Origin of the sequence: uncultured Pseudomonas sp. (genome assembly GCF_943846705.1) — a bacterium.
GTDB lineage: Bacteria > Pseudomonadota > Gammaproteobacteria > Pseudomonadales > Pseudomonadaceae > Aquipseudomonas.
The window spans coordinates 398,338-413,632 of record NZ_OX044366.1 but is presented as its reverse complement, the minus strand read 5'-3'; the positions used below and the strand labels follow the sequence as shown (position 1 = coordinate 413,632).

Annotated in this window: 17 protein-coding genes; 5 read left to right on the top strand and 12 right to left on the bottom strand. The window is 59.1% G+C overall.

Translation table 11 applies throughout. The features are described from left to right. The first annotated feature begins 19 nt into the window (after positions 1–19). The 3 genes from Q0V31_RS02000 to Q0V31_RS01990 all read left to right on the top strand — a co-directional run bounded on the left by Q0V31_RS02000 (position 20) and on the right by Q0V31_RS01990 (position 4,028). Positions 20–1,366, top strand: a complete 1,347-nt coding sequence (locus tag Q0V31_RS02000) for an aspartate aminotransferase family protein (RefSeq protein ID WP_298190873.1) — start codon at positions 20–22, stop codon at positions 1,364–1,366. A gap of 99 nt (positions 1,367–1,465) precedes the next feature. Then, complete coding sequence (locus tag Q0V31_RS01995; protein WP_298183909.1) at positions 1,466–2,962, top strand: CoA-acylating methylmalonate-semialdehyde dehydrogenase; 1,497 nt, start codon at positions 1,466–1,468, stop codon at positions 2,960–2,962. A gap of 283 nt (positions 2,963–3,245) precedes the next feature. Beyond that, on the top strand, positions 3,246–4,028 hold the full coding sequence (locus Q0V31_RS01990; RefSeq protein WP_298183907.1) for a gamma-glutamyl-gamma-aminobutyrate hydrolase family protein: 783 nt from the start codon (positions 3,246–3,248) through the stop codon (positions 4,026–4,028). 133 nt (positions 4,029–4,161) lie between these two features. Here Q0V31_RS01990 and Q0V31_RS01985 read toward each other — a convergent pair whose 3' ends face one another. Continuing rightward, the gene (locus tag Q0V31_RS01985) at positions 4,162–5,244 is read right to left on the bottom strand and encodes a type I restriction endonuclease (protein WP_298183905.1); all 1,083 of its coding nucleotides are present in this window, start codon (positions 5,242–5,244) and stop codon (positions 4,162–4,164) included. A gap of 94 nt (positions 5,245–5,338) precedes the next feature. Beyond that, complete coding sequence (locus tag Q0V31_RS01980; protein WP_298183903.1) at positions 5,339–5,875, bottom strand: transposase; 537 nt, start codon at positions 5,873–5,875, stop codon at positions 5,339–5,341. 821 nt (positions 5,876–6,696) lie between these two features. On the opposite strand from Q0V31_RS01980, the gene Q0V31_RS01975 reads away from it, so the two are divergent. After that, entirely contained in the window at positions 6,697–7,668 is a 972-nt protein-coding gene (locus Q0V31_RS01975) for a mechanosensitive ion channel domain-containing protein (protein ID WP_298183899.1), read from the top strand. A 125-nt stretch (positions 7,669–7,793) separates the two neighbouring features. Here Q0V31_RS01975 and Q0V31_RS01970 read toward each other — a convergent pair whose 3' ends face one another. The 4 genes from Q0V31_RS01970 to Q0V31_RS01955 form a co-directional block, all read right to left on the bottom strand. Next, positions 7,794–8,372, bottom strand: coding sequence for an HD domain-containing protein (locus Q0V31_RS01970; RefSeq protein ID WP_298183897.1), 579 nt, complete (start codon positions 8,370–8,372; stop codon positions 7,794–7,796). A gap of 185 nt (positions 8,373–8,557) precedes the next feature. After that, on the bottom strand, positions 8,558–8,962 hold the full coding sequence (locus Q0V31_RS01965) for a hypothetical protein (RefSeq protein ID WP_298183893.1): 405 nt from the start codon (positions 8,960–8,962) through the stop codon (positions 8,558–8,560). A 150-nt stretch (positions 8,963–9,112) separates the two neighbouring features. Then, positions 9,113–9,694, bottom strand: a complete 582-nt coding sequence (locus tag Q0V31_RS01960) for a DUF1415 domain-containing protein (RefSeq protein WP_298183888.1) — start codon at positions 9,692–9,694, stop codon at positions 9,113–9,115. Between the two features lie 84 nt (positions 9,695–9,778). Continuing rightward, complete coding sequence (locus Q0V31_RS01955; RefSeq protein ID WP_298183885.1) at positions 9,779–10,504, bottom strand: endonuclease I family protein; 726 nt, start codon at positions 10,502–10,504, stop codon at positions 9,779–9,781. Positions 10,505–10,800: 296 nt separating this feature from the next. Between Q0V31_RS01955 and Q0V31_RS01950 the strand changes: the two genes are divergently transcribed. After that, positions 10,801–11,544 carry a hypothetical protein gene (locus Q0V31_RS01950; protein WP_298190871.1) on the top strand — a complete coding sequence of 248 codons (744 nt, stop codon included), beginning with the start codon at positions 10,801–10,803 and terminating at the stop codon, positions 11,542–11,544. A 29-nt stretch (positions 11,545–11,573) separates the two neighbouring features. Here Q0V31_RS01950 and Q0V31_RS01945 read toward each other — a convergent pair whose 3' ends face one another. The 6 genes from Q0V31_RS01945 to Q0V31_RS01920 all read right to left on the bottom strand — a co-directional run bounded on the left by Q0V31_RS01945 (position 11,574) and on the right by Q0V31_RS01920 (position 15,104). Continuing rightward, positions 11,574–11,765 (bottom strand): hypothetical protein, encoded by a 192-nt coding sequence (locus Q0V31_RS01945; protein WP_298183880.1) that lies wholly within the window; start codon positions 11,763–11,765, stop codon positions 11,574–11,576. Positions 11,766–11,793: 28 nt separating this feature from the next. Beyond that, positions 11,794–12,516, bottom strand: coding sequence for a transporter substrate-binding domain-containing protein (locus Q0V31_RS01940; protein WP_298183878.1), 723 nt, complete (start codon positions 12,514–12,516; stop codon positions 11,794–11,796). Positions 12,517–12,671: 155 nt separating this feature from the next. Continuing rightward, positions 12,672–13,013: a zinc ribbon domain-containing protein YjdM gene (locus tag Q0V31_RS01935; protein ID WP_298183876.1), complete on the bottom strand. Its 342-nt coding sequence runs from the start codon at positions 13,011–13,013 to the stop codon at positions 12,672–12,674. A 66-nt stretch (positions 13,014–13,079) separates the two neighbouring features. After that, on the bottom strand, positions 13,080–13,574 hold the full coding sequence (locus Q0V31_RS01930; RefSeq protein ID WP_298183874.1) for an LEA type 2 family protein: 495 nt from the start codon (positions 13,572–13,574) through the stop codon (positions 13,080–13,082). Between the two features lie 148 nt (positions 13,575–13,722). After that, on the bottom strand, positions 13,723–14,517 hold the full coding sequence (locus Q0V31_RS01925) for an outer membrane protein OmpK (RefSeq protein ID WP_298190869.1): 795 nt from the start codon (positions 14,515–14,517) through the stop codon (positions 13,723–13,725). Between the two features lie 299 nt (positions 14,518–14,816). Continuing rightward, positions 14,817–15,104, bottom strand: coding sequence for a hypothetical protein (locus Q0V31_RS01920; RefSeq protein ID WP_298183871.1), 288 nt, complete (start codon positions 15,102–15,104; stop codon positions 14,817–14,819). Positions 15,105–15,295 lie beyond the last annotated feature (191 nt).

Here is a 15,295-nt window from a genome sequence, read left to right as displayed (position 1 = left end):
GCCCATACGCGAGGCCGCCATGACCATGTTGCAGACCACAACCCCTTCTTTGGCCAGCCAGCTCAAGCTGGATGCGCATTGGATGCCGTTTTCTGCCAACCGTAACTTCAAGCGTGACCCACGCCTGATCGTCGCGGCGGACGGCAACTATTTTATTGACGACAAGGGCCGGCGCATTTTCGACAGCCTGTCCGGGCTGTGGACCTGCGGTGCGGGGCATAACCGCAAGGAAATCCAGGACGCGGTAGCCAAGCAACTCGGCACCCTGGATTACGCGCCGGGCTTTCAGTACGGGCACCCGCTGTCCTATCAGCTGGCGGAGAAAATCACCGAGCTGACTCCGGCCGGCCTCGACCACGTGTTCTACACCGACTCCGGCTCCGAGTGCGCCGACACCTCGGTGAAAATGGCCAAGGCCTACTGGCGCTTGAAAGGCCAGCCAAGCAAAACCAAGTTTATCGGCCGTGCCCGTGGCTATCACGGCGTGAACATTGCCGGCACCTCGCTGGGCGGCATCGGCGGCAACCGCAAGATGTTCGGCCAGATGATGGACGCCGACCACCTGCCGCACACTCTGCAAGCGCACCTGGCGTACACCAAGGGCATGGCCGAGACCGGCGGTGTGGAGCTGGCCAACGAACTGCTCAAGCTGATCGAACTGCATGACGCCTCGAACATCGCCGCCGTGATCGTTGAGCCAATGTCTGGCTCGGCCGGGGTTATCGTGCCGCCGGTGGGTTACCTGCAGCGCCTGCGTGAGATCTGCACCCAGCACAACATTTTGCTGATCTTCGACGAAGTGATCACCGCCTACGGCCGTTTGGGCAAGTGGACCGGTGCCGAATACTTCGGCGTTACCCCGGACATCATCAACACCGCTAAGCAGATCACCAACGGCGCCATCCCGCTGGGTGCGGTCATCGCCTCCAGCGAGATTTACAACACCTTTATGAACCAGGCGATCCCTGAGCACATGGTCGAGTTCGGCCACGGCTACACCTACTCCGGTCACCCGGTAGCCTGCGCCGCCGGTTTGGCGACCCTGGAATTGCTCAAGCGCGACAACCTGATCGAGCAGTCGGCAGCCCTGGCACCGATCTTCGAAGAGAAGCTGCACGGCCTCAAAGGCAGCAAGCACGTCATCGACATCCGCAACTGCGGCTTGGCCGGTGCACTGCAGATCACCCCGCGTGATGGCGACCCGGTGATTCGTCCATTCGAGGCCGGGATCAAACTGTGGGAGGCCGGTTTCTACGTGCGCTTCGGCGGTGACACCCTGCAATTCGGGCCAACCTTCAACACCACGCCCGAGCAGTTGGATTCGGTGTTCAACGCCGTCGGCGATGTACTCAACGGCCTCGATTAACCCATTTATGTGGGAGGGCCGGACGGCGTGCCGCCCGGCCCTCCCACAACAGAACACCCAGCGGCCAAGGTCGCCCCAAAATTTGCTAACGGAGTTTTTATGACCCTCGTAAACCACCTGATCCACGGCGAGCTGACCGCCGGCACCGGCCGCCGCGCCGACGTGTTCAACCCGTCCACTGGCGAAGTCAGCAAGCAAGTCGCCCTGGCCGACCGCGCCACCATGCAGCAGGCCATCGACTCGGCCAAGAGCGCTTTCCCGGCCTGGCGCAAAACCCCGCCGGCCAAACGCGCGCAGGTGATGTTCCGCTTCAAGCAATTGCTCGAAGATCACGAAGCAACCATCGCCAAGCTGATCAGCGAAGAACACGGCAAGACCCTGGAAGACGCCGTCGGCGAACTCAAGCGCGGCATTGAAAACGTCGAATTCGCCTGTGGCGCACCGCAAATTCTCAAGGGCGAGTACAGCCGCAACGTCGGCCCGAATATCGACGCCTGGAGCGACCTGCAAGCCATCGGCGTGGTCGCCGGTATTACCCCGTTCAACTTCCCGGCCATGGTGCCGCTGTGGATGTACCCGCTGGCCATCGTCTGCGGCAACTGCTTTATCTTGAAGCCGTCCGAGCGCGACCCAAGCTCCACTCTGTACATCGCCCAACTGCTGCAAGAAGCCGGCCTGCCGAAAGGCGTGCTCAACGTGGTGCACGGCGACAAAGAAGCGGTGGATGCGCTGATTGAAGCCCCGGAAGTCAAAGCCTTGAGCTTTGTCGGCTCCACGCCGATTGCCGAATACATCTACAGCGAAGGCACCAAGCGCGGTAAGCGCGTACAGGCCCTGGGCGGCGCGAAGAACCACGCCGTGCTGATGCCCGATGCCGACCTGGACAACGCCGTCAGCGCACTGATGGGCGCAGCCTACGGTTCGTGCGGCGAGCGTTGCATGGCCATCTCGGTGGCCGTATGCGTCGGCGACCAGATTGCCGATGCGTTGATCGAGAAGCTCACCCCGCAGATCAAAGCGCTGAAAATCGGTGCCGGCACCAGCTGCGGCCTGGATATGGGCCCGCTGGTTACTGCCGCAGCGCGCGACAAGGTCAAAGGCTACATCGACGCCGGCGTGGCCCAAGGCGCACGCCTGGTGGTCGACGGGCGTGATCTGGTGGTTTCCGGTAATGAAACCGGCTACTTCGTCGGCGGCACTCTGTTCGACAAAGTCACCCCGGAAATGACCATCTACACCGATGAAATCTTCGGCCCGGTGCTGTGCATCGTTCGCGTCGGCAGCCTGGAACAAGCCATGCAGCTGATCAACGAACACGAATACGGCAACGGCACCTGCATCTTCACCCGTGACGGCGAAGCGGCCCACCTGTTCGTCGACGAGATCGAAGTCGGCATGGTCGGCGTCAACGTGCCGCTGCCGGTGCCGGTCAGCTACCACAGCTTCGGCGGCTGGAAGCGCTCGCTGTTCGGCGACCTGCACGCTTATGGCCCGGACGGCGTGCGCTTCTACACCCGCAAAAAAGCCGTAACCCAGCGCTGGCCACAACGCGCCTCGCACGAGGCGGCGCAGTTCGCCTTCCCGAGTAATAACTAAGTAACTGCCGAGGGGCTGGTCGAAAGATCAGCCCCTTTTTTTGCTTTTCGTTTGTTCGGTGTGTGCTGTAGGCGCACCGTAGGATGGGTCGGGCCGCGCAGGTTGAGCAGCGCGATACCCATCAGCTTTACGCAACAAACCAGCCGCGCGGGCGCGGCGTTGGTGCAGTGCCCGGCCTGGCCGGTTACGGCACCCCTTGGGTGAGCGGGTCACAGTCATCGTGACCCGTAAGCCCGCTCTCCCAAGGGCAGCCCACTTCAACTATCTATGAAGAGGACTACCTATGAACAAGCCCTTTATTGGCCTTCCCCTGTGCCGCTGGCAGCTGACCGACCGTGATATCGGCTGGTTTCACCTGGTCGGCGAGAAGTACATCAGCGCCGTCACCGGTTACGGTGCCTTCCCGCTGATGATTCCGGCCTTTGGTGATGAGCTGGACATGGACACCGTGCTCGATAACGTCAGCGGCATCATGTTCGGCGGTTCACTGTCCAACGTGCACCCCAGCTTCTACGGTGATGAGCATCCCGGCCTCGGCCTGGCCGACAAGCCCCGCGACGCCACCGTGCTGCGCCTGATGCGTGCCTGCATCGAGCGCGGCATTCCCTTCCTCGGCATCTGCCGGGGCGTGCAGGAAATGAACGTGCTGTACGGCGGCACCTTGCACCGCGAAGTGCACGCCGTTGCAGGCCGTCTCGATCACCGTGAGGTCAAGGACGTACCAGACGACGTGGCCTACGGCCCGATGCACAACGTCACCCTGAGCGAAGGTGGTGTGCTGCACACGCTGCTCGGCGAGCGGCAGATCAAAGTCAACTCGCTGCATGGTCAGGGCATTGATCGACTGGGGGAAGGGTTGCAGATCGAGGCGGTGGCGGAGGATGGGCAGATCGAAGCCGTCAGCGTGATCGGGGCCAAGGCGTTTGCTGTTGGGGTGCAGTGGCACCCTGAGTATCGCTATTGGGAAAAGGCAGATTACAACGCGCTGTTGGGAGCGTTTCATCAGGCGGCGCGGGAGTATCTGGCTAAGAAACTTGAGTGCCGTCGCGAGGCAGCGGTGGCTTGATCCAGTGATGTGCTGAGCGGCGATTGAAGCAAAAAGGCCCATCGAGAGACGGGCCTTTTGGCTTTGGATTATTGATGGGTATCGCTGTGCTCAACCCATCCTACGGGCTATTTTCAACCCGGCTTGCATGCTGTTAATAGAAACCTATGGTTGTTTTCAATTGGTCAGCAAAATCATAGATTTCATCGAGTGAACTGATTGGGTGGCGTATTTCATTTTTCTCTCGATAAAAAATACCGATGTATTTCTGCGTGCGGTTGAAGTGTAAACGGCATATTGGTTTGCGGTTGTTGTCGTCTAGCAGTATTCCAAAGTAACTCTGGGTGTCGCGTTGAATGATGCGTTTAGAGTCAACAACGGAGCGCACGATTGCCTTGACGATATGATAACCCTCAAGTTCTTCTAAGGTTGTCAGGACCTTGTCTTCTGAGGTTTCGTCAATCTGTTCATTCGCAGGGTCTGCTGGTGACATATTCGTGGTCGTGTAACTGGGTTGGATCGCCCCGCTCATTGCTGATTTGAGACGATCATTTATTTGGTCGCTCAAGAACTGTGCGACTGCCTTACGGGTGAGCTCTGCAAACTGCTCGCGTACTTTCTGCGTGATCATTCCGTCGTAAACACGAGATGCGAAAAATTTAACGAAATCATCATCTGGTTTGGTGAATTGCAGTGCGATTTCTTTCTTTATTTGGCTAACGTATTTCAACTCTCCCGCAGCACTTACTATCGACTCAACATCAAAGGCTGACTTTGTTAGCTTTATAAGTTCGGGTACTGCGTGCTCGTCAATGTCTAAAAGATCGAGCTCAAGAAAGGGTTTTTCATCCATCTTGTTTGGTGCGTCAAGGTCAGTAAAGAACTTATATACTTGGCCGTTGGTGAGGATGGAAATTCGTGCATTTGTTACATGAAAGTAACGAAATAGTTGTGAGGCGTGGTTGATGTTGAGGGGTTCGCCAATTTTCTTGCATTCGATTAGTATCTGTACTGCACCATCTTTTAATATTGCGTAATCAATTTTCTCACCCTTCTTCGTGCCTACGTCGCAGACGAATTCAGGGGTTACTTCTCTAGGATCAAATACGTCATAACCGAGAACAGTATTTATAAACGGCATAACAAAGGCGTTTTTCGTTGCTTCTTCAGTTTTAATCGCACTTGCCTGCTGACGAATTTTTGCTGAAAGGCTGTTTAGCTTCTCGAATACTTCCATGTTTAGCTCCTTGCTATTGATGCGTTGTTGTTACCTGATTCCGTAGGATGGGTTGAGCGTAGCGATACCCATCAATAATGGCTATCTGAAATTATCATTCACTACGTTCGCCAACAGTTTTATTCATGTCTTCACTGCCTGCCCAATCCCTCGGTAACAACCCTACCTGCACATACCGATGAAACGACGACCACGGCCAATCTGCTATGCGCTGCACATGCCCATGTTTACGTGGGTTGTGGTGGATGTAATCGACGTGCCTGTTGAAATCCACTTGGTCGCGAATGCGATGCTCCCAATAACGCCGTTGCCATATGCCACGCTCGTCTTTGCGCTGTCGGCTGGCGGAAATGTATTCGCCATACGGCAGGGCGCGGGAAAAGCCGGTTTTGATCAAACGCCAACGCAGGGCGAAATCGCCATCGCCCGGTGGCAGGGTGCACAGGGCATGCAGGTGGTCGGGAAGGATCACGATGGCGTCGATGTGCCACGGATGTTGGCGCATGACCCTTTGGAAGCTGGTGCGCAGCAGGTTGATCTGCTCGGTTAATAACGCCCGGCGGCGGTCGGCTAGGTTGAGGGTAAAGAACCAGCTGGCGCCAGGGGTGTGATCGCGGCGGTAGTCAGACATGGCTGCAGTCCTTTGCAGATTCGGGGTTGGCTGAGTGTAGTAGCGGTTTTTTGTGGTTGGTTGATGCGTTCACGTTGCTCAACCCATCCTACGGGTGTGTTGCTTGGCGATTGGTGTGTGTCCGCCGCTTGGTCGGTGGTTTTTATATTGCTTCCGCCCTTACGGCGGCTCACTTTTGGCAAACGCCCCAAAAGTAAGCAAAAGGTCTTGCCCCTTGCATCCGGGTCTCGCTGCGCTCGACTTCCCTCGTTCCATCATTGCTCCAGGGGCCCGCCGCGAAGGGCCATCCCTGGCCTATCGCGGCTCTCGCGGCATCCATGCCGCTCAACCCCTTCCGCAACGATTCCACTCGGCCTCCTGATGGGGCGGAGGCATGCCGTGCCATGGATGGCCCGTCTTGCCGACCCTCGGAACAGCGCCGGAGCGAGGGGAGTTGAGCGCAGCGAAACCCGGATGCTGGGCGCGCTTTCTCTTTGGTTACTTTCTCTTTCGCGCGAGCAAAGAGAAAGTGACTCGCCGTAAGGGCGAAAAGCGTAATTCCGGTCAATAGAGCAGCTGCGGTTTACGTTCCTGTATTGGCTGTGACCACCATGCTGACCGTCGGCCAGCACGGCGAGGTGTTTTTGCTGGCGAGGGGCGGGGGGCTTGGCAGCCATGTTTCGTCCTTGAATGGTCTGGCTCGACCATTGCTGCGAATGGATGACCGTGCGCCAGGGGTGGCGTGCATGACGGTCGATTTAATCGCCAAGGCAGCGCTGAGCTAGGCTTAGGGGAAGGCGCACAGCGCCTTTCCTACCACGCGGTATATCAGGCCATCACTCATGCCGGCAGAGTCGCTCAGCGAGAATATTCAACAAACCCTGTTGCAGTGGGCAACCGCCCCTTGGTTCCAAATCGGCACCACGGACGTGCACATGGCCCGTTTGCTGGGTTTGATATTCATCCTGTTTTTCGCCTGGTGGTTTTCCATCCAGCTTGAGCATGGTTTACGCAACCTGGCGGCCCGCGGCAAAAAAGACGCCTACATGAATTCGGCCGGCGTGTACGCCTTCAACCGGATCATTCGTTACACCGTGTGGATTGTCGGCACGCTGGTGGGCTTGCGTTACTTGGGCCTCGATATCAGTAACTTTGCCCTGATCGGTGGTGCCATTGGTGTGGGGATTGGCTTTGGCTTGCAGGGCATTTTTGGCAACTTTGTCTCCGGCTTGATCTTGTTGCTGGAGAAGACTTTGAAGGTCGGGGATTTCGTCGATTTGCAGTCCGGGGTCATGGGCCGAGTGACCGAAATTGGGATGCGTTATACCCGCGTCACCACCAATGATTTGCTCGACATCATTGTGCCCAACTCGGAGTTTATAAACGGCCGGGTCACCAACTGGAGCTTCAATGAAAAGTACCGGCGCATTCATGTGCCGTTCTGTGTGGCCTACGGCACTGACAAAGACAAGGTCAAGCAGGCGGTATTGAAAGCCGTAGATGCTGTGCCGGGCTGCATCATCAGTGACCCCAGGCGCATGCCAGATGTGTGGCTGACCGGGTTTGCTGATAGCAGCCTGAGTTTTGAGTTGGTGCTTTGGGTTGAGCATGCGCTGATGGTTTCTCCCGGCGCCACCCAGGCGAAGTTTTTGTGGGCGATTGATGACCAGTTGCGTGCGGCGCAGATCGAGATTCCCTTCCCGCAGCGCGACCTGCATGTGCGTTCTGGCAGCTTGCGCTTGGAGTTGGATGACGCAGCAATTCTGCGGCTGCTGGACGCTCGGGCGCGTCAGCAGGAGCGCGGCGATGACTAGCGGCGCAATGCCGTAGCGGTTTTTTAGCCGAGCGGGCCACGCAGTCATTCGTTGATGAATACGGTCATGTCCCTGCGCGCGTCTTGCCTCGTACCCGCGTGCCGCGCGGGTACGGTCAAAACCGCTTAATCCAGCGCTACGGTTTTATAAAGCGACTGCTTCGGCTCGGCAAACACCCTTCTCAGCATCGGCGCAAAGAACTCCAGCGGCAGAATTTCACCTTGCGGGTCGAATGCCGCTGCGTCGTAGCGTGCGCAGAATTCGATGGTGGCTTGGTACTGCGGGTGGTCTTTGAATTGCTCGCGCAGGTGGCGGTCCATGCCCAGGTGATGGAAGAAGTAGTAGCCCTGGAACACGCCATGTTTCTCCACTATCCAGTGGTTTTCCGGGCTGACGAAGGGCTTGAGCATGGCGGCGGCGATGTCCGGGTGGTTGTAGCTGCCGAGGGTGTCGCCGATGTCGTGGAGCAGCGCGCAGACCACGTATTCCTCATCGCGGCCGTCGCGGTAGGCGAGGGTGGCGGTCTGTAACGAGTGGCTCAGGCGGTCAATCGGGAAGCCGCCAAAGTCGCCATCGAGCAGTTTCAGGTGGGCGAGGATGCGCTCGGGCAGCTTGGCCGCATGCGCCATAAAGTCCTCGGCGATGATGCGCCAGTCTTCGGCGCTGCCGTCTTCCATGTGGGTGAACTGCGCGTGAGTATTCATCTGGTGGTCTCCTCTGCGGGGGATTTTGTGGTCACCGCCAGCCTGGTGGACGGCAATCAGCCGTTTCTACTCTATGCGCCGCGCTGCTCGCACGCAGTGGCGTGCAGGGCCAGCGTGCTGTCCTTGGTAGCCAGGTTTGCTGGCCACTGAGTATGAAAAAGCCCCGCATGTGCGAGGCTTGTGGTTTACCGGCGATACCCACGCAGGTGTGCGTGACCGTGGTCGTGATCGCGGTACTGCTTGTGCCAGCGCTTGTGGCGTGGCCGTTCCTGCACGTAATACACCGGGGCGGGTTGGTAATACACCTGAGCGGGCGGGTAATACACCGGCGCTGGTTGGTAGTAGACCGGGCGGCGCTCGTAGTAAGCCGGGTGCGGCGGGTAATACTCCTGTGGGGGCGGGTAGTACGCGGGCGGTGGTGGGCTGTAGACCTGCACCGGGCGGCTCTGGCTGACAATAACGCCACCAATGACTGCACCGGCTACTGCGCCAATAATGGCTGCGTCGCGGTTGGACGCCTGTGCCGGGGCCTGGCCAAGTAGCGCCAGGCTGGCAAGCAGGCCAGTGATCAGGGGGATACGTGACAGCATGATCGAAACTCCTCTGCAAACCGGCTTTCCGGCTTGTTGTTTCGACACCGCTGAACGGCTGGCATTGCAAGTGGCAGTGTAAAGCTTGTGTAAAAGTGCCAACGGCAGGCGTTGGTGGGTTGGCTTTAGGTTTACCTGGGCGCTTGTGGCTTAGCTGTCTTGCGCATCTTTGCGGCACTGCGCCTGCAGGGCGGCCCAACCGTCGCTGCCGAGTTGTTCCAGGGTGTCAATATTGGCGTCGAAGATCGCCTCGGGCTCGGGGAAGGCCGCGACGGCGCGGTCGATGCTGGCTTCCCGAAGGATATGCAGGGTCGGGTAGGGTGCACGGTTGGTGGCGTTGCTGACATCGTTGACGTGGGTGTCGGCAAACTGGAACTGCGGGTGGAAGCTGGCCACTTGCAGAATGCCGCTGTAGCCGAGGTCGTCGACGGTGTTGTCGACCACGGCGAGAAAGTCGTTGAAGTCGAGAAAGTCGGTGAGCGCCGCCGGGTGGATCAGCAGCGTGGTGTCGGTTTCGCTCGGCTCGACGTTAGCCAGTGCGTGCAGTTCGTCGATCAAGGCGCTGAGCAGGTCTGCCGGCTCGGCGCTGGCGCACACCACATAACGCACCTGCCCTTTGACTTGCACGGCCTTGGCGAACGGGCAGAGGTTCAGGCCAATCACGGCGCGGTCGACCCAGGCGCGGGTTTCGGCGATGGCGTGGGCGGCGCTCGGGGTGACGGTGTTGGGCATGGAAGGCGACTCGGGCTGGCTGGGGTGGCTTAAGTTTAGCGGCAATCGCGCCGCTACAGGTGCTCGGCGCACGCGCGCTGGGGCTTAGCCGCTGTTGCGTTGCGGGTTGCCGGCGCGACGTTGTGGGTTGCAACTGCTGGCGTCAATGGCACCGACATAAGGATTGCCGTAGCCCATCACGCAGCCCACTTGCTGGTTACGCCAGCGCTCCCATTCGCTGATGGGGTACTGGCGGTTCCAGGCTTCGTAAGTGCGTCGGTCGAGTTTCGACAGGCGCAATTTGTAGTGATCAGCCATATACAGGTAGATGCGCGCCGCCGCGCCACGGGCATGGGCGGGCGGCATGGCGGTCTTGGCCTTGAAGTTGACCACCATGGGGCAGGCACCGTATTGCTGCGGCTTTTCGCTGAGCATGCCGAGGGCGTAGTTGGAGCGGTCGCCATTCACCTCGCCGATGCTCGGGACGAGGTTGTGCAGGTCGGCTTCGGCGGCTTTGAAGGTGGTGTCGTTACGTGCGCATTTTTTACGTCCGCCGTTCTGCCAGCACTGGCGCTGATGGCCAATCACCCAGGCCGGCACCACGTGTTCCCACTCCACGCGCTGGGCACGGCGCAGCTGTTTGCGCGGGCTGTAGCCGCAGCTGTTGAGGTCGACCCGGTTGCCGTTGTACGCGCAGTGGCAATAAAAGGTGTTGGGTCGTTCGGCGTAGAGCTTCCAGGCAATTTTCTTGGCGGCGCTGAAGGTTTTTGGTGCGTCGGCGAAGGTGGGCAGCGCAACTAGCAGGCAGAGCAGGGCAAACAGGCGGGGCATGGGTAACTCGACAGCAAAAAAGCTGCGGATCATACCGGTTTACACGCTCTGCAACGGGGCTTTTAGCGCTGCACTGCGCATCTGCCGGCAAGCTTTTATGCCTGGCAGTGGCTGTTAGCACGCCACCTGAGCTTGTGCTGCTAGGTATTTGATTGTGCTGTAAGTCATGCCTTTGGGCAGAAAAGCGGATCAACCTGGATTTTGTTGCTAGCGTTACCCCATCACACCGCAGCGGACGAACTCCACTGATGAGTACTGTGCAGCGTTTACCAAGGTTGGCAAGACGCGCCCACGGCATGCCCGGCTGCGGGATGGCGAGGCGGGGCAGGTGGGTGGCTGGCCTGCTGCTATTGAGCTGGCTGACCCTGAGCGGTTGCTCCACGCGCCAGGACCATAAGAGCATCATCAGTAACCAAAGCCCGATCAAACCCTCCGAGTTCTTCCAGAGCCACGCCGACCGCATGGCGACCCTGGGCATGCGCAACAACCTCAACAGCCTCTACCGTTTGATGGACAAGCTGTACCTGCGCAACCCGCGTGAGTGGCGCAAAACCGGCCTGGCCGATGTGCAGGCCGTGAAGCGTGGCGTGCACCGCGCCATTGAGTTGGACCAGCCACTGCCGCAACTGGCTGGCCGCACTGATGTCGCGGCCCTCAGCTATGCCTTGAGCGCCGAGTACCAGGGCGACCGTGTCGGCGCGTTTATCTATTCACTGGCGAGCATGCTGATTACCGCCCATGGCGGTCGCACCGAGTATTACCTCAGCGATACGCTGGACCCGCAGTTCATTCACAACGCCGCGCGTAATATTGAGAAGGCCAGCTGGATGCTCGCCCAGCGCACGGATGCCGGCGGCAAGCCTTGGCTGCTGTCCAACGAGATTTCTGCCGAGGGGCGCAACCTCAGTTACGCGGTGGAGTTCGGCAAGATAGTGGCGCGCCTGGATCTGCTCACCGATGTGCTGGATGAGCGCTACCGGCGCATGGGCGTGAGTTATGCCCAGGGCCTGTTGTTTATGAACTTCCTGCCGGTGCAGTAAGCCGGTTCTCGCGCTACTCCTGCGCGTGCTCAGTAAGCCTCTTGCAAGCGCTCCTGGTTTTGCGCGTTGGCCGCTTCGATTTGCTGTTTGAGTTGCGCTGTCTGCTGCTGCAGTTGCGCCGCTTGTTCGGCTTGCAGGCTCGCAGTGGCGGCGCTTTCGCCGAGGCCACAGGCGCTCAGCAGCAGGGTGGTCGATAGCAGGGTGAGGGTCAGGCAGCGCATGAAAACTCCGGGTTATTGGGCAGGCAAGCTACTGCCAGCGTTGGTAGATGGTGTCCAGTGTGCCTGCGTCTCTTAAGCGCTCCAGTGCGGCTGCGAATTGTTCGGCACGGCGGTGATCGCCCTTGGCGAAGGCCACATAGCGCGGCATTTCCACCAGCGGTGTGCTGAGGATGCGCACGCTTTGCTCAGCATGCTGCTCGCGCACGAAGTACATCAGCTGTGCGCGATCACCGACTATCAGATTAATGCGCCCGGCCAGCAGCATCGCCACCAATTGCCGTGGATTGTGCGCGTTGTTATCGCGGCGCAGGTCGGCCTTGTCGAAGTCTGACTGGTAGGCGTAACCGCGCACTTGGCCAATGATGTAGGGCGACAGGTCGTCGAACCCGCTCCAGTCAGTGAGGTTGGTTCTGCGCGAGGCCATAAAGACTGTGGAGCCGGTGCGGATTGGCCCGACTAATTCATATTGCTGCATGCGCTCGGGGGTGCCGGCGAACTGAAATGCCATGGCTACGTCCTTGCGCTCGAGCATGCGCTTGACCCGCTCCCAGGGATACAGGCGTAGGTTGTAGCTGATGTGAGCGGCCTGCAGCACCGTCTGTACCAGCTCAACATCCAGCCCGCGCGGTTGCTCATCCTCGAGGCTGATAAAGCTGTAGGGCGCGAACTGTTCGTCGCCTGCCACTTTCCAGACTTCGGCCTGTAGCGCGCAGGGCAGCAGCAACAACAGGCACAACGCAGCATTACGCATGAGCTCCTCCAGGCTTGGGCGCTCATCGCGCGGCATGCTCGCCCGTGAGGCTAGTCAAGGGCGGGCGGGGTCGCACGGAGTATGCCGGAGGAATGCTTGCCATAGAAAAGCCCCGGCTTGCAGATCGGGGCTTTTGGCGTCTGCAGCTCTGAAAATCAGACTTTGCGCACGAACTCGGACTTCAGTTTCATCGCGCCGATGCCATCGATTTTGCAGTCGATGTCGTGATCGCCGTCGCACAGGCGGATGCCTTTGACCTTGGTGCCAACTTTGACCACCAGTGAGGAACCTTTGACTTTCAGGTCCTTGATCACGCTGACGGTGTCGCCATCTTGCAGCACGTTGCCGACTGAATCCTTGATCACCTTGACCTCATCTACTGCTTCGCTTGCAGCGTCGGCCGACCACTCGTGGGCGCACTCGGGGCAGATCAGCTGAGCGCCGTCTTCGTAGGTGTATTCGGAATTGCATTTGGGGCAGGGCGGCAACGTGCTCACGGCGGGGTCCTTACTGGGTCAATAAGAAAAGGCCGCATAGTGTATAGGGTTTTGTCGTCCTTGGTTTTAGCGGGTCCGGCTCGGCGCTGGCAGCTGTGGCCAGTTGAGGATGCCGTGGTCCTCGAAGCGCCGGGTGCCAAACAGGCCGCCCGCGAGCTTGCCGTTTAGTTCGTAAGGCAGGCCTTTGCCGTCCGGATAACCGGCTACGCCCCAGGCTTGGCGCAGTGCGGCGTAGGCGGACAAGCTGACTGGAATTTGCAGGATGCGTTCACCATAACGCGGCACCTGGCCGCGCTGGTCACTGACGCCACTGAGCAGCGGCTGTTGGTTGACCTGCAGTTGCAGGGCGACGCCGTTGAAGTCGATCGGGTTGTCGTTGGGGTTTTGCACGCGCAGTTTGATCGCGAAGCGCATTTCCAGGCCTTCGCCGGGCAAGGGTTCGATGCCGACTAGCTGTATGCGTAGCGGGTCGCGAGGGGCCAGAGTGCCGCAGGCGGCCAGCGTGAGCAGCAGGCTGACGAGCAGGGCGCGGGCGAGTGTGCGGTGTAGGGCGTTAGGCATGCTGGGTATCCACTGCTGAGTCATCACAGAGTAGAAGACCCTGATACTGCGGCGATTACGCCGCAACTCCAGAAATAGCGTTGCCAAGGTGGTTGCCGGTGATGCCCGCCAGTCTGTTGTAACAGGGCTGGCGGGTAGCAGCTGAGAATCAGAAGTGCACTTTGACCAGCAGGCTGGCGGTGTTCTGATCGGTGCCCTTGAGAATGGTGTCACCGAGGAAACTGTTGTCATCGATGCCGTATTTGTCTTTCCAGTAGTCGTACTCGATGCCGACGTACAACTGCTTCTCGCCCCAGCTCATGGCTTTACCCAGGTCGTATTTGATCTGCGGGTTGAAGTGCAGGTTGGCGTGGTAGGTCTTGTCGTTGTCCACCACCCAGTCCATGAAGCCGTCGATGACGATGTCGGACTTGCCCACCGGAATGGTGTAGCTCCACACCGGAGTGATCTGCCAGACATTATCGCCGTCGCGCTTGCCGTCCGTGGTCCGGTTGTAGAAGTTCAGCGAGAAGTAGTCGAAGCCGGGGATCGCCAGATCAAAACCCGGGCCGATCAGGTAGGACTCAACGTCGTCTTCGCCGAACTCATAGGTGGTGGCCAGCAGCACGTCTTTGATCGGGCCGAACTCCAGTTTGCTGTTGAGCAGCTTGCCGAACGACAGGCGTGGCGAGAATTCACCGTAGAAGGTATGGCCGTCGCCCGCGCCATTGGTGGCGTCGGTGTTGTACTTGATGGTGTCGACGAAGAAGAACAGGTCACCGACGTTCCAGCCGCTGGCGTGCTCGAAGGTGATGGTCTGCTGAATTTCCGGGTCGATCTTAAAGTCCTGGCCATATAGGTAAGTCAGGCTGTTGTTCTGCCAGTGCAGTAAGTCACCGGCTACGGCCTGGCCGCCCGCCAGCAGCCCGCCGGCCAAGGCCAGAGAGGAAAGTGTACGGTTGATCATGTGTTGCTCCCCAAGTGCTGAATTATTGTTTAAACCTGTCCGATGGGTCAGGTTAGCTAGTATTTCAGCAAGAACAAGGCCAAGTCCTGAATTTATTTCGGTATCGCCACGTCAGCCATTCGCGAGCAGCGAGGGCGCGCACTTTAGTGATTTTTCGGCGGATGTAAATGCGCGAAATGCGCAAGTAACTGACCGGACGGGCAGGCTTTGCCTTAAGTTGGTGCATCGGCGCGCAGGAATGCTCACGCACAGCGCCGAACAGGCGCTGGCGTGCTGTTTATGGCGTGGGGTGTGGGTCAGCGGCTGTCTACTGCCGGGTCCAGGCCGCGCAGCATCACTTGCTCCAAGCTGTTGTTGGGCTCGGGCGGGGTGCCCTCCAGCTGGCCGAGCAGTTGCCATTGCTGGTCCAGTTCACTGTTGATCGCCAGCATGCGCTCGATCATTTTGCGCGCGCTGGCACGTACGGCGCGGTCCTGTGCATTCAACAATTCAAATGACATCGCGGTGGTGGCGGCAGTCAGGTGGGTGAGGGTGCGCGTGGACAATTTGAGCAACTCGGTCAATTGCGCTTCCTTGGCAGTCATGAACGTCTCCTTGTTAATCGCGACCTGAGCTTAGCCTGAGTGAAGCGTCACCGGCTATTCACGCCATCGTCTGCGTGTGTCGCCGAGCCTCTTTAATTGGCTCGACATGTTTCTGGATTGTCATCCGTGGTGGGAGGCGTTGACGCAGTGCGCGCACTCCGTCGGCTGACCTGCGCAAATGGGGCAACTGT

Coding starts and splice junctions, on each gene's coding strand:
- Q0V31_RS02000 (WP_298190873.1), top strand. CDS start 20: ATGACCATGTTGCAGACCACAACCCCTTCTTTGGCCAGCCAGCTCAAG.
- Q0V31_RS01995 (WP_298183909.1), top strand. CDS start 1,466: ATGACCCTCGTAAACCACCTGATCCACGGCGAGCTGACCGCCGGCACC.
- Q0V31_RS01990 (WP_298183907.1), top strand. CDS start 3,246: ATGAACAAGCCCTTTATTGGCCTTCCCCTGTGCCGCTGGCAGCTGACC.
- Q0V31_RS01985 (WP_298183905.1), bottom strand. CDS start 5,244: ATGGAAGTATTCGAGAAGCTAAACAGCCTTTCAGCAAAAATTCGTCAG.
- Q0V31_RS01980 (WP_298183903.1), bottom strand. CDS start 5,875: ATGTCTGACTACCGCCGCGATCACACCCCTGGCGCCAGCTGGTTCTTT.
- Q0V31_RS01975 (WP_298183899.1), top strand. CDS start 6,697: ATGCCGGCAGAGTCGCTCAGCGAGAATATTCAACAAACCCTGTTGCAG.
- Q0V31_RS01970 (WP_298183897.1), bottom strand. CDS start 8,372: ATGAATACTCACGCGCAGTTCACCCACATGGAAGACGGCAGCGCCGAA.
- Q0V31_RS01965 (WP_298183893.1), bottom strand. CDS start 8,962: ATGCTGTCACGTATCCCCCTGATCACTGGCCTGCTTGCCAGCCTGGCG.
- Q0V31_RS01960 (WP_298183888.1), bottom strand. CDS start 9,694: ATGCCCAACACCGTCACCCCGAGCGCCGCCCACGCCATCGCCGAAACC.
- Q0V31_RS01955 (WP_298183885.1), bottom strand. CDS start 10,504: ATGCCCCGCCTGTTTGCCCTGCTCTGCCTGCTAGTTGCGCTGCCCACC.
- Q0V31_RS01950 (WP_298190871.1), top strand. CDS start 10,801: ATGCCCGGCTGCGGGATGGCGAGGCGGGGCAGGTGGGTGGCTGGCCTG.
- Q0V31_RS01945 (WP_298183880.1), bottom strand. CDS start 11,765: ATGCGCTGCCTGACCCTCACCCTGCTATCGACCACCCTGCTGCTGAGC.
- Q0V31_RS01940 (WP_298183878.1), bottom strand. CDS start 12,516: ATGCGTAATGCTGCGTTGTGCCTGTTGTTGCTGCTGCCCTGCGCGCTA.
- Q0V31_RS01930 (WP_298183874.1), bottom strand. CDS start 13,574: ATGCCTAACGCCCTACACCGCACACTCGCCCGCGCCCTGCTCGTCAGC.
- Q0V31_RS01920 (WP_298183871.1), bottom strand. CDS start 15,104: ATGACTGCCAAGGAAGCGCAATTGACCGAGTTGCTCAAATTGTCCACG.